The organism is Pseudomonas sp. NPDC090592, assembly GCF_044769185.1.
In the GTDB taxonomy this organism is placed as follows: Bacteria; Pseudomonadota; Gammaproteobacteria; order Pseudomonadales; family Pseudomonadaceae; genus Aquipseudomonas.
Window position 1 is genome coordinate 85,535 of the sequence record NZ_JBIVXJ010000008.1, and the last position, 12,378, is coordinate 97,912.

The 12,378-nt window shown below is 62.2% G+C and carries 11 protein-coding genes; 9 read left to right on the forward strand and 2 right to left on the reverse strand.

Features of this window, described 5'->3' with window-relative positions; translation table 11 throughout:
- Nucleotides 1-12: 12 nt before the first annotated feature.
- The 9 genes from ACIQUI_RS09025 to ACIQUI_RS09065 all read left to right on the forward strand — a co-directional run bounded on the left by ACIQUI_RS09025 (nt 13) and on the right by ACIQUI_RS09065 (nt 8,622).
- Nucleotides 13-1,176 (forward strand): phosphoglycerate kinase, encoded by a 1,164-nt coding sequence (locus ACIQUI_RS09025; RefSeq protein WP_403197290.1) that lies wholly within the window; start codon nt 13-15, stop codon nt 1,174-1,176.
- Nucleotides 1,176-1,430, forward strand: coding sequence for a hypothetical protein (locus ACIQUI_RS09030; RefSeq protein ID WP_403197293.1), 255 nt, complete (start codon nt 1,176-1,178; stop codon nt 1,428-1,430). The genes ACIQUI_RS09025 and ACIQUI_RS09030 overlap by 1 nt, the downstream gene beginning before the upstream one ends.
- A 176-nt stretch (nt 1,431-1,606) precedes the next feature.
- Nucleotides 1,607-1,936 (forward strand): MliC family protein, encoded by a 330-nt coding sequence (locus ACIQUI_RS09035; RefSeq protein ID WP_004576614.1) that lies wholly within the window; start codon nt 1,607-1,609, stop codon nt 1,934-1,936.
- A gap of 100 nt (nt 1,937-2,036) precedes the next feature.
- Nucleotides 2,037-3,101 carry a class II fructose-bisphosphate aldolase gene (fba, locus tag ACIQUI_RS09040; RefSeq protein WP_012274520.1) on the forward strand — a complete coding sequence of 355 codons (1,065 nt, stop codon included), beginning with the start codon at nt 2,037-2,039 and terminating at the stop codon, nt 3,099-3,101.
- Between the two features lie 418 nt (nt 3,102-3,519).
- The gene (locus ACIQUI_RS09045) at nt 3,520-4,611 is read left to right on the forward strand and encodes a hypothetical protein (RefSeq protein ID WP_403197295.1); all 1,092 of its coding nucleotides are present in this window, start codon (nt 3,520-3,522) and stop codon (nt 4,609-4,611) included.
- 193 nt (nt 4,612-4,804) lie between these two features.
- Complete coding sequence (locus ACIQUI_RS09050) at nt 4,805-6,931, forward strand: putative bifunctional diguanylate cyclase/phosphodiesterase (protein ID WP_403197298.1); 2,127 nt, start codon at nt 4,805-4,807, stop codon at nt 6,929-6,931.
- 39 nt (nt 6,932-6,970) lie between these two features.
- Nucleotides 6,971-7,471 (forward strand): M48 family metallopeptidase, encoded by a 501-nt coding sequence (locus ACIQUI_RS09055; protein WP_403197301.1) that lies wholly within the window; start codon nt 6,971-6,973, stop codon nt 7,469-7,471.
- A 12-nt stretch (nt 7,472-7,483) separates the two neighbouring features.
- Complete coding sequence (locus ACIQUI_RS09060; RefSeq protein ID WP_016395304.1) at nt 7,484-7,780, forward strand: helix-turn-helix domain-containing protein; 297 nt, start codon at nt 7,484-7,486, stop codon at nt 7,778-7,780.
- 104 nt (nt 7,781-7,884) lie between these two features.
- Nucleotides 7,885-8,622, forward strand: coding sequence for a substrate-binding periplasmic protein (locus ACIQUI_RS09065; RefSeq protein ID WP_403197303.1), 738 nt, complete (start codon nt 7,885-7,887; stop codon nt 8,620-8,622).
- Between the two features lie 130 nt (nt 8,623-8,752).
- On the opposite strand, the gene yccS is transcribed toward ACIQUI_RS09065, so the two are convergent.
- Nucleotides 8,753-10,936, reverse strand: a complete 2,184-nt coding sequence (gene yccS, locus ACIQUI_RS09070) for a YccS family putative transporter (RefSeq protein WP_403197306.1) — start codon at nt 10,934-10,936, stop codon at nt 8,753-8,755.
- Nucleotides 10,937-11,147: 211 nt separating this feature from the next.
- Complete coding sequence (locus ACIQUI_RS09075) at nt 11,148-12,329, reverse strand: NAD(P)/FAD-dependent oxidoreductase (protein ID WP_403197308.1); 1,182 nt, start codon at nt 12,327-12,329, stop codon at nt 11,148-11,150.
- Between the last annotated feature and the right edge of the window lie 49 nt (nt 12,330-12,378).

A 12,378-nucleotide genomic window follows, 5' to 3' on the forward strand; every position in this document is an offset into this window, starting at 1 on the left:
AGGACTGCATTCATGACCGTGTTGAAGATGACCGACCTCGACCTGCAAGGTAAGCGCGTACTGATCCGCGAAGACCTCAACGTGCCTGTGAAGGACGGTGTGGTAGCCAGCGACGCGCGTATCCTGGCAGCGCTGCCGACCATCAAGCTGGCCCTGGAGAAGGGCGCAGCGGTAATGGTCTGCTCGCACCTGGGCCGCCCGACCGAAGGCGAGTTCTCTGCCGATAACAGCCTCAAGCCGGTTGCCGACTACCTGAGCAAGGCCCTGGGCCGTGACGTGCCACTGGTTGCCGACTACCTGGACGGTGTCGCGGTACAGGCCGGCGAGCTGGTGCTGTTCGAGAACGTGCGCTTCAACAAGGGCGAGAAAAAGAACGCCGACGAGCTGGCGCAGAAGTACGCTGCCCTGTGCGATGTGTTCGTCATGGACGCGTTCGGCACTGCTCACCGCGCCGAAGGTTCGACCCACGGTGTGGCCAAGTTCGCCAAGGTCGCCGCTGCCGGCCCGCTGCTGGCCGCCGAGCTGGACGCCTTGGGCAAGGCCCTGAAGGCCCCGGCCAAGCCGATGGCGGCCATTGTTGCCGGCTCCAAGGTGTCCACCAAGCTGGACGTGCTGAACAGCCTGAGCGCCGTGTGTGACCTGCTGATCGTCGGTGGCGGCATCGCCAACACCTTCCTGGCGGCTGCCGGCCACCCGGTGGGCAAGTCGCTGTACGAGCCTGACCTGGTCGAGACCGCCAAGGCCATCGCCGCCAAGGTCAACGTGCCGCTGCCAGTCGACGTGGTGGTTGCCAAGGAGTTCGCCGAAACTGCCGAAGCCACCGTCAAGGCCATCGCTGACGTTGCCGCTGACGACATGATCCTGGACATCGGCCCGCAAACCGCAGCCAACTTCGCCGAGTTGCTGAAGTCGTCGCAGACCATCCTGTGGAACGGCCCTGTCGGCGTGTTCGAATTCGACCAGTTCGGCAACGGCACCAAGGTACTGGCCAAGGCCATCGCTGACAGCGCCGCGTTCTCCATCGCCGGTGGCGGTGACACCCTGGCAGCCATCGACAAATATGGCGTCAGCGAGCAAATCTCCTACATTTCTACCGGTGGTGGTGCTTTCCTCGAGTTCGTCGAGGGCAAGGTCCTGCCAGCGGTGGCAATCCTGGAAGAGCGGGCCAAGGCCTGATGACGTCGGCGCTTGGCAAAGGGAGTGGCCTGATGGTCAAGCAATTGCCTGTGATGTTGCTGGCTGGGCTGCTGGGCGCCTGCTCTGGCAGCCCGTCTTCGAGTGCCGACGACCCGGCGCAGCCGCCCAAGGGCGGTTGCTACCAGTCCGAGTGGCAGGCCGAGACCGTGCCGGTGATCAGCAAGCGCGTGGGCCCGGAAGGCCTGGAAAAGTACGACGAAGACCACCAGCGCAAGGCGCCGGGTTGCCCTTGATCGGGTGACAGGCAACCTGAGGACTGATTTGTGGTCTTCAAAGGGGGCCGCTGTGCGGCCCTTCGCGGGCTCGCCCGCTCCCACAGGTACAGCGCCAGCTGCAACGATGTGCGGTCTGTGTGGGAGCGGGCATGCCCGCGAAGGGCTGCAAAGCAGCCCCAAATCGAGGAAACTGAATGAAAGCGCTTTTGGCCGTGACGGCCCTGGCGACACTGGCAGGATGCTCACTGCTGCAGCCGGCGCAACCCGCCCCGGCAGACAACTGGACCCGTTGGGTCTGTGACACCCAGGCCGAAGTGCTGTGGCGCTTTGCCGATGCACAACGCGACCAGGTTGACGTGCGCCTTGGCGGCGGCGACCAGGTCTACCGGCTCAAGGCCGAGCCGGGTGCCTCGGGTGCGCTGTACAGCGATGGCATGCTGGCCTTCCACACCAAGGGCGAAGAAGGCCTGGTGTACTGGGTGGCAACCAACGATCTGATTGGGCGGGGCTGCAAGGCACCGTGACTGGCCGGGCCGCGTGGGTGGCCCACACTACTTGAACAGCAACCGCCCCTGCGGCAGGCTTGCACGAAACAAACGACGCTTGTCGGGAGAGAGATACACAATGGCACTCATTAGCATGCGCCAGATGCTGGACCACGCCGCCGAGTTCGGTTACGGCGTACCAGCTTTCAACGTCAACAACCTCGAGCAGATGCGCGCCATCATGGAAGCGGCCGACAAGACCGACTCCCCAGTGATCGTCCAGGCTTCGGCCGGTGCCCGCAAATACGCTGGCGCCCCGTTCCTGCGTCACCTGATCCTGGCTGCCATCGAAGAGTTCCCGCACATCCCGGTGTGCATGCACCAGGACCACGGCACCAGCCCTGACGTCTGCCAGCGCTCGATCCAGCTGGGCTTCAGCTCGGTGATGATGGACGGCTCGCTGGGTGAAGACGGCAAGACCCCGACCGACTACGAGTACAACGTCCGCGTTACCCAGCAGACCGTTGCCATGGCGCACGCTTGCGGCGTTTCGGTAGAAGGCGAGCTGGGCTGCCTGGGTTCGCTGGAAACCGGCATGGCCGGTGAAGAAGACGGTATCGGCGCCGAAGGCGTGCTGGACCACAGCCAGATGCTGACCGACCCGGAAGAAGCGGCCGATTTCGTCAAAAAGACCCAGGTCGATGCCCTGGCGATCGCCATCGGTACCAGCCACGGTGCCTACAAGTTCACCAAGCCACCTACCGGTGACGTGCTGGCCATCGACCGCATCAAGGAAATCCACAAGCGCATCCCCAACACCCACCTGGTGATGCACGGTTCTTCCTCGGTACCGCAAGAGTGGCTGGCGATCATCAACCAGTACGGCGGCGACATCAAGGAAACCTACGGTGTGCCGGTCGAAGAGATCGTTGAAGGCATCAAGTACGGTGTGCGCAAGGTCAACATCGACACCGACCTGCGTCTGGCATCCACCGGTGCAATGCGTCGCCTGATGGCGACCAACCCAAGCGAGTTCGACCCACGCAAGTTCTTTGGCGAAACCGTCAAGGCCATGCGTGACGTGTGCATCGCCCGTTACGAAGCCTTCGGCACTGCCGGTAATGCCTCGAAGATCAAGCCGATCTCCCTCGAAGGCATGTACCAGCGCTACCTGAAAGGTGAGCTGGCCGCCAAGGTCAACTGATCGAGAGTTCAAACATTGTTAAAAGCCCGCAGAAATGCGGGCTTTTTATTTGGTAAGGGGGAAGCGATTCCAGTGAATAAAATTAAGTTGCAAGTGCTCGTATTTCTGCGAGGTGTGCGAACTTTGTAAGTTGCGTTAGTTTGTTGTCTCCACCTATAACGAGGGAGTCAACAGTAGTGAGCAGGATTGATGCAACAACAGGCGATACATTCGCACTGCAGGAACTTGACGTTCCAACTGAACGGCGAGAACGTACGGAGCCCGCACTGACAGACGCGGCTGCTTGCAGGTGTGAGCACGGTTGTGAAGAGGTTTGTCAGCACCGCACGCGAGGTGAGCAGTAATGGCCGGCTGGTGTCCTAATGGAAGCTGGGCCGGCGGTATTTGCAAACCGGCTAACAACAACAGGAGCAACTGGATGGAACGCTATTCAGGTGCGCGTGTATTGCCCATAGGCGAGGCTATTTTACTGGGTACGCACAACTCAGGCTACGACAAACAAGCGCAGTGGGCACCGTCCATGGAAACCTGCCAGGATGTTCCCGTTTATGACCAGTTAACGTGGGGGATTCGGGTGCTTGACCTGCGTGTGCAGTTTTACAGTGGCTATTCTGATGCACGCCGTTTTTCCATTTTTCATAATACTTCCAACGGTAGAACGGTTGAAGGCGATGTGCTGCAAGCGTTGCTCAGGTATCGACGGGATAAACGGGCGGATAAGGAAATCGTTATACTGAATTTCCACCGGTTCAAGGATTTCACGGATGCCGTTCATGTTGAGTTTAGTGCGATGCTGAAGCGAGTGCTTGGCAACTCGATAATTCCGCCCTCCTGCAAGGAAGCCGCGATCGTACAACTGTGGGAATTGAACAAGAACACTGTTGTTTCCTACAATAGCGGCGTGAGAGACAGGATGTTTTGGCCTGGCGTGACTCAGCGGTGGATTGGGCAGAATCAGCCCAGGCTGCAACTGCTGAAAGAGTTTATAGAACGAGTGGGGCGCGAGCCTAAGGCGTTTGGTGACTTACGCTCAGTTCAGGCAGCGCGTTATCGGGACCCGAGTTTTGTGCCCCATGATCTGTCGGGTGAGGTGATGGGGTGGTTTGCAGCAAAGCCTGACGGTGGGCCGATTGCTTCTCACTACATCATTAATACCGACTGGTCGCTGCGTTGCAGGATGGTTGACAACGTCATCTATGCCAACGGTGTCCGTGCCAGGCAGCGTGGCGCGCATGTGATCCAGTCTTCGCCCGACAAAGTAGGACCACAGGTGCAGACTCAGTCATATGGTATCTACAACATGGGCAATGGTTACTGGGCACCCTCACTTGAGTTCGCGCCCAATAACTCGGGTTATCCGTCCATTCAGGTAATCACGAGTGATGCAGACTACCCCAGCGAAATCAAGTACGGATCACGTACGCAGTCGATTCGCAAAGGTGACCGCCTACTGTTCAAGGCAGAGTCGGGGAAAATACCGTCATTTGTGGCCCGTTTTAACGATGCCTAGCCTTGATGCCTGGGGTTGAGTCTACAGATCCCCAGGCGTCAATTTCACGGCTGTTTTGCAAAGCTACCGTTAGTCGACTAACGTCTCCATCCATGGCGTATTGCCATACCTTGCATTGCGTCCTCCGTATCCAAAGCTAGAGTTAAATTCGGATCCAATAGCAAGTCGAAGCTGGACATACGAGAGAAGCAGCATGGATGGCGCTCACCCTCAACCACAGGCAGTGGATGGCAGTTCGGTTCTACTGGTGGTAGACGATTACCCCGAAAACCTCATCAGCATGCGGGCCTTGCTGGCCCGGCAGGATTGGCAAGTGTTGACGGCAAGCTCGGGGATGGAAGCCCTGAGTGCGTTGCTCGAACACGATGTCGACCTGGTCTTGCTGGATGTACAGATGCCGGAAATGGACGGCTTCGAAGTGGCCCGGCTGATGCGCGGCAGCCAGCGTACCCGGCTGACCCCGATCATATTCCTCACTGCCAACGAACAGTCCGAAGCGGCCGTGCTCAAAGGCTACGCCAGCGGCGCCGTGGACTACATGTTCAAACCGTTCGACCCGCAGATTCTCAAGCCCAAGGTCCAGGCGCTGCTCGAGCAGCAGCGCAACCGGCGCATGCTGCAACGCCTGAGTCGCGAGCTGGAAGCCGCCAGGGCGTTCAACGCATCGATCCTGGAGAACGCCGCCGAGGGCATCCTGGTGGTGGATGCCCAAGGCATCATCAGCTTTGCCAACCCGGCCATTTCACGCTTGCTGTCTGCCCCCGTGCAGCAGTTCCAGGGTGCCCACCTGCTTGACCTGATACAGCTGGCCACCGCCTGCCTGTGGAATGAGTCGGACTTCTACCAGGCCTATCTGGGGCGGCGGATATTCCGTGTGCACGATGCCCAACTGCGCACCCTGGGTGGTGAACTGGTGCCCGTGGCGTTGTCCTGTGCACCGCTGCCGGCCGACCAGCAAGCCATGGTGGTGACGGTGCTGGACATGTCAGTGGTGCGCAACCTGCACCAGCAACTGGAATACCAGGCCGTCACCGACCCGCTCACCGGGTTGCTCAATCGACGTGGCTTCTACCAGGCGGCAGAGGGGGCGCTGCTGCGCAACGAGCGTTCGGACAAGGCGCAGGCGCTGATGTACATGGACCTGGACGGCTTCAAGCGCATCAACGACTCGTTGGGCCACGAAACCGGAGACCGCGTGCTGCGCTGGGTTGGCGAGCAGCTGAAAGACTGCCTGGGCAGTGAGGCCTTGCTGGCGCGGATGGGCGGTGATGAGTTCACCGCATTGTTCGACAGCCTGCCTTACCCCGAGCAGGCGGGGCGTTACGCCGAAAAATTGCTTGAGCGTATTTCGATCAGCCATCAGATCGAAGGGCTTGATGTAACCCTTGGGGTCAGCATTGGCATCGCCACCTACCCGGACTGCGGGGCCAATGTCGAAGGCCTGCTGCGCGCAGCCGATGCAGCGATGTATGCCGCCAAGCAGGCCGGTCGCCAGCAGTACCGGTTCTACGACCAGGAGCTCAACGGCCGGGCACGCTCACGGCTGATGCTGGAAGATGGCGTGCGTACCGCCATCGAGCAGCAGGACTTCACCCTGGTGTACCAGCCGCAGGTGTCGTTCATTGATGGCCGTCTGCGGGGTTTCGAGGCCTTGCTGCGTTGGCAGCACCCCAGCGTTGGCGACGTACCGCCGGGGCTGTTCATACCGTTGCTGGAAGAAGCGCGCCTGATCAACCGCCTGGCCAGCTGGATCTATCGTCAGGGCGCGGCCCAGCGCCAGGCCTGGTACGAACGCTTTCCCGCAGACCTTGTGCTTGGCATCAGCCTGAGCCGTGCGCAGTTCGTCATGCCTGGCCTGGTCGAGGAACTGCAGCGGGTGATCGAGCTTTACCAGCTTGTTCCGGCGCAGCTGGAGGTAGAGGTCGCGGAAACTTCGCTGATGTACAACATCGACGCGGCCGTCAAACAGATACACCGCTTGCGCGAGCTGGGGGTGCGGGTGGCCCTGGATGACTTTGGTGCGGGCGACTGTTCGTTGCGCATGCTGCGCGACCTGCCAATCGATACCCTCAAACTCGACCGCCACCTGGTGGCACGCCTGCCCGATTCGGCGGTGGATGCTGCGCTGGTACGCAGCGTCATCGGCCTGTGTGCCGACTACCGCATCACGGTTATTGCCGAAGGCGTGGAAACCCCGACCCAGGCCGCGTGGCTGAAGGCCAATGGTTGCGAATACGTGCAGGGCTTTTTGGTGGCTTACCCAATGACGGCGGCGGACGCCAGCGGCTTCCCGGCGATTTTCTCCTGGCCAGGGCCGTGATTGGCTAGAATCGGCATTCGTTACGCCGAATGCAGCGCCATGACCGTACTACGTTATTTGCAAGCCTACCCCCCGCACCTGCAGCAGCAGGTGCAGCAGATGATCGACAGCGACCGCCTGGGCGAGTACCTGCAGCGCCGTTACGCCGAGCGCCACGATGTGCAAAGCGACAAGGCGTTGTACGGTTATGCCCAGGATTTGCGCCAGCAGTACCTGCGCAGTGCGCCGACCCTGGACAAGGTGCTGTTCGACAACCGCCTCGACCTGACCCATCGGGCCCTGGGCCTGAACACGGCGGTGTCGCGGGTGCAGGGCGGCAAGCTCAAGGCGAAGAAGGAAATCCGCATTGCCTCGCTGTTCAAGGAAGCGGCGCCGCAGTTCCTGCGCATGATCGTGGTGCACGAATTGGCGCACCTGCGCGAGCGCGATCACAACAAGGCGTTCTACCAGCTCTGCCAGCACATGGAGCCGGACTACCACCAACTGGAATTTGACCTGCGCGTCTACCTGACCTATCGGGAGTTGCCGGGCAACTGTTAAGGACCACGCAGCATGGAAGTGAGCAAGACCAAGAGCAGCTTCTACCGCCGGCTGTACGTGGCCTGGCTGATCGACAGCCAGACCGCGACCAGCGTACCGGCCCTGATGGAAGCGACTGGCATGCCGCGGCGCACCGCCCAGGACACCATCGCGGCCCTGGCCGACCTGGACATCGTCTGCGAGTTTGAACAGCAGGAGGGCGCCCGCAATCACGCCGGGCATTACCGCATTCATGACTGGGGCGCGATCGACAAGCAGTGGATCATCCAGCACCTGCGGCAGATCCGGGAAGTGCTCGGGTATCCCTGAACGGCCAAAATAGAGGCAAATTGACACTATTGGCCGCTGCCCCCGGAAACAGCTTTGTGTAATCTCATCGCCAGTGTGTCCCTCCATTGCGAAAGGACGTGAGCATGCGGCCACTGCTTTGTGTTCTGGGTTTACTGGCAATGATGCTGGCAACACCCGCGCCGGGTCACGCCAGGCTACGCCTGGTGGCCGATAACTGGCCACCGTTCACCGATGCCAGCATGCCGGGCGGTGGCCTGGCGACCAGCATTGTCACCACTGCTCTGGCCCGCGCAGGCTACGCCGCCAGTGTCGAAGAGGCACCTTGGGCGCGGGCGCTGCTGGGGGTGAGTGAAGGGCGGTACGACGTGCTGATCAATGCCTGGCAGAACGATGCGCGCGCCCTTGTCGGGCAGTTCTCCAGCGCCTACCTGACCAACCGCATTCGCTTGCTGCAGCGCTCGGGTGAGGTGTTCCGCTACCAGCGTCAGTCGGACTTGTACCCTTACAGCATTGCCGTGGTGCGTGATTACGCCTACTCACCTGCGTTTGACGGCGATACCCGGTTGAACAAGGTGTCGGTGCGCAACTTTTCGTCGGCGGTGCGCATGCTGGCGGCCGGGCGGGTGAACCTGGCGGTGGAGGACGAGTATGTGGCGCGTTACAACCTGCAGCGTGAGCCGCAGGACGTGCGCGATGGGGTGATGCTGGTGGAGCCGCCGTTGGGGGAGAACACCTTGCATATATTGGTCAGCCTGAAGCACCCGGAGCACGCGCGGATTGTCGAGCGGTTCGAGCGGGCGATCGTGGCGATGAAGGCCGACGGCAGCTATGCCCGGCTGTTGCGTCAGCATGGCTTCTGATCCCGGTTGCCTGTAGCGGCCCTTTCGCGGGCACGCCCGCTCCCACAGGATTCATACACACCGCGAGACCTGCGCGGTCCCTGTGGGAGCGGGCGTGCCCGCGAAAGGGCCGGCACAGGCAACGCAAGGCTCAGGCCGGCGCGCCTTCCTTGATCAGGTGCGCCGCCAAGGTCCGCAATGGCCCCAACTGCCGGCAGATCAACGCCAACTGCGTCTGCACCAACCGCTGGTGCTCATCCAGTTCTTCCGGCATCTGCTCCAGGGCATCGGCCAGTGCCTCTTCGGCATCACTATGAATGGCCACCGGGAGCCGCGCCGCGAGGCCGTTGGCAATCTCGTCCAGGCTACTGGCCAGGCTTTGCCCCGCACCTTCGATCAACTGCTCCTGCACCTCCGCCGGCAAGGCCGTATCGCGGTGCGCGCCCAACCCCGAGAGGTAGCTGAGCAAGGTGTGCGACAGCACCAGGAAGCGGAAGCCCACATCCGCCTCTTTACGGAAATGCCCGGGCTCCATCAGCATGTTGGCCAAGGTGGTGGACAGCGCCGCATCGGCGTTGTGGGCATTGCGCCGGGCCAGGCGGTAGGCCAGGTCGTCGCGCTTGCCATGGGCATACTGCTGCATGATCTGGCGCAGGTACACGCTGGCACAGGCCAGGGTATTGGCCAGCGCTTTGTTCAGCCGCCGCCCTTGCCAGTCAGGCAGGAACAGGAACACCGCCAGGATGGCGATCAGGCTGCCCACCAGGGTATCGAACAGGCGCGGCAGGAACAGCCCGTAGCCATCGCCGATCTGGTTGAAGCAGAACAGCACCATCAGGGTAATCGCAGCTGTAGCCAGGGCGTAGCGGGTGGTCCGGTTGACGAAGAACACCACCCCGGCGACCACGGCGAACAGCGACTGGATAACCGGGTTGGGGAACAGGTCGAACAACGCCCAACCCACCGTCAGGCCAACCGCCGTGCCAAAGATGCGCTGCACCAGTTTGCGCCGGGTAGCACCGTAGTTGGGCTGGCACACGAACAGCGTGGTGAGGATGATCCAGTAGCCCTGGGTCGGGTGTATCAAGTGCACCATGCCGTAGCCGATCGACAGCGCCAGCGGCAGGCGCAGGGCGTGGCGGAACAACAGCGAGGTCGGCGTAAGCTGGGTGCGCAGGCGTGTCCACACGTCTTTCAGCGAGCGTGGCGAGCGGTCGAGCAGGCTGCTGTCGCTGGCATCGGCCAGGCTGTCCGGGTTGCTGGCGGCACTCAGCAGGCGGTCCAGCGTGGCCAGGTTGGCCGCCAGTGCCCGCAGCGAGCGCAACAGGCCACGCCAGGCCGGGTTGCTCTGGATGCGCAGGTGCTCCAGCGAGGCGTTGAGGTCTTCAAGGGCTTCGGGGTAACCGCTGGCCAGCACGAACGGCTGGCGCAGGCGGATCGAGCGTGCCAGCTCCTGGCAGGATGAACCCTGCTTGCGCAGCAGGCGCTGGCAGCGGAACATCACGTCGCTGTGGAAAAACGCATCGGTCAGGGCGTTGTAAGGGTAGTGCGAGGCACTGACCCGCTCGTGAATGTCCTGGGCCAGGAAGTACAGCTTCAGGTAACGGCTGACTTTGGAGTTCGGCTGGCTGTTGCCCACGCGGTGCAGGATGATTTCCTTGGCCGCGTTGAGCGCCGCCACCACCTTGCCGTTCTGCTGGGCCAGTTCCAGGCGTCGGGCTTCGACGTCGAGGGTGCGGATGGGCTCGAACAGGCTCGCCTTGAGCTTGAGGTAACTGCCCAGTTCGAAGAACAGCTTGGCCAGGCTTTGCTGCACCGGCTGGTTGGAAAACAGCGCTTGCCACAGCACCGACAGCAGCCCGTACCAGGCCGCACCCGCCACCAACAGTAGCGGCTCGTGCCAGAAGTCCGTCACCTCGCCGCCGCGCTGGTCCACCCCGATCATGGTGTAGACCGCCGTGATCAGTGTTGCCGAGGCAATTGCCCCATAGCGTTCGCCCAGTGCACCGAGCATGGTCAGGCCGAATGCGGCCAAGGCCAGGGCAACGACGAATATCCAGGGGTAGGGGAACAGCAGCTCCACCGCCAGCGCGGCGATGGCAAAACACACCAGGGTAACGGCCAGGGCGCTGAGGCGGCCCTGCCAGCTGTCGTCGGTTTCGGCCAGGGCGCTGGCGATGATGCCGAGGAACAGGGGGATCAGCAGGGCCATCTCGTTCTGGTACCAGCACAGGGCCAGGCTGCCGGTGAGGGCGATGGTGACCCGGATGCTGTAGCTGAACTTGTCTTGGCCCCACAGGCGACGCAGTGACTGACGGAACGAGCTCGATGACATGATGGCCTGCTAGGCAGTGATCAGAGGAATACCTTTCAGAGCCGGTTACTGGGGCCGCTTTGCGGCCCTTCGCGGGCGCGCCCGCTCCCACAGGTTATACAGAAAACCCTGTGGGAGCGGGCATGCCCGCGAAGGGGCGCGAAGCGGCCCAGATTCCGGCGCTGAGCACGGGCCAGCAAGAAGCGTTCCGTGCTGCTGAATGGATTCTACTCTACACGAACTGCGCTGCGGCGTTGGCCGATGCCCAGGCCCACTGGAAGTTGAAACCGCCCAGGTGGCCGGTAACGTCGAGCACTTCGCCGATGAAGTACAGCCCGGGGCTTTTCAGCGACTCCATGGTCTTGGACGACACTTCGCGGGTATCCACGCCGCCCAGGGTCACTTCGGCGGTGCGGTAGCCCTCGGTGCCGGCCGGCACCACTTGCCAGTTGGCCAGCTTCTCGGCGATCTGTGCCAGTTCGGCCGGGGTGTACTGCTTCATGGGCCTGGACTCGAACCACTGCTCGGCCAGCAGGTTGGCCAGCTTGCGGGTGAACACCTCGCCCAGCACGGTCTTCAGTTCGGCGTTGGCGCGCTCGCTCTGCATCTGTTGCAACCAGGTCAGCGCATCGCGGTCGGGCAGCAGGTTGATTTCCACCGTGTCACCGGCTTCCCAGAACGAGGAAATCTGCAAGATCGCCGGGCCGCTCAGGCCGCGGTGGGTGAACAGCAGGTTCTCGCGGAAGCTGGTGCCATTGCAGCTGGCGGTGCAGTCCAGCGAGGTGCCGGACAACTCGGTGCACAGTGCCTTGAGTTGGGGCTCGGTGATGGTGAACGGCACCAACCCGGCGCGGGTCGGCAGCAGGGTGTGGCCAAACTGGCGCGCCACCTGGTAGCCGAAGCCGGTGGCACCCAGGGTCGGGATCGACAGGCCGCCGGTGGCGATCACCAGCGACTGGCAGGCGAACTGGCCGCCGCTGGTCTGCAACAGGTAGCCGGTTTCGGTCTTCTCGATCTGTTCGATGCTGGTGTGCATGCGGATCTCGGCGCCGGCCTCGTCGCACTCGGCCAGCAGCATGTCGAGGATGTCGCTGGCCTTGTTGTCGCAGAACAGCTGGCCGAGCTTCTTCTCGTGGTAAGCCACGCCGTGCTTGCACACCAGCTCGATGAAGTCCCACTGGGTGTAGCGGGCCAGGGCCGACTTGCAGAAGTGCGCGTTGTGCGACAGGAAGTTGGCCGGCTCGGTGTACATGTTGGTGAAGTTGCAGCGCCCGCCGCCAGACATGAGGATCTTCTTGCCCGGCTTGTTGGCGTGGTCGAGCAGCAGCACCCGGCGGCCACGGCGGGCGCTGAGCTGGGCGCACATCAGGCCGGCGGCGCCGGCGCCGAGGATGATCACGTCGGTGGAGTGCACAGTGTTACCTCATGGATAGCCGGGGCCGCTTTGCGGCCCATCGCAGGCA

What these genes read in the sequence shown, in the direction of transcription:
- ACIQUI_RS09025 (WP_403197290.1), top strand. Translation starts at nt 13, where the DNA reads ATGACCGTGTTGAAGATGACCGACCTCGACCTGCAAGGTAAGCGCGTA.
- ACIQUI_RS09050 (WP_403197298.1), top strand. Translation starts at nt 4,805, where the DNA reads ATGGATGGCGCTCACCCTCAACCACAGGCAGTGGATGGCAGTTCGGTT.
- fba (WP_012274520.1), top strand. Translation starts at nt 2,037, where the DNA reads ATGGCACTCATTAGCATGCGCCAGATGCTGGACCACGCCGCCGAGTTC.
- ACIQUI_RS09035 (WP_004576614.1), top strand. Translation starts at nt 1,607, where the DNA reads ATGAAAGCGCTTTTGGCCGTGACGGCCCTGGCGACACTGGCAGGATGC.
- ACIQUI_RS09065 (WP_403197303.1), top strand. Translation starts at nt 7,885, where the DNA reads ATGCGGCCACTGCTTTGTGTTCTGGGTTTACTGGCAATGATGCTGGCA.
- ACIQUI_RS09030 (WP_403197293.1), top strand. Translation starts at nt 1,176, where the DNA reads ATGACGTCGGCGCTTGGCAAAGGGAGTGGCCTGATGGTCAAGCAATTG.
- ACIQUI_RS09060 (WP_016395304.1), top strand. Translation starts at nt 7,484, where the DNA reads ATGGAAGTGAGCAAGACCAAGAGCAGCTTCTACCGCCGGCTGTACGTG.
- ACIQUI_RS09045 (WP_403197295.1), top strand. Translation starts at nt 3,520, where the DNA reads ATGGAACGCTATTCAGGTGCGCGTGTATTGCCCATAGGCGAGGCTATT.
- yccS (WP_403197306.1), bottom strand. Translation starts at nt 10,936, where the DNA reads ATGTCATCGAGCTCGTTCCGTCAGTCACTGCGTCGCCTGTGGGGCCAA.
- ACIQUI_RS09055 (WP_403197301.1), top strand. Translation starts at nt 6,971, where the DNA reads ATGACCGTACTACGTTATTTGCAAGCCTACCCCCCGCACCTGCAGCAG.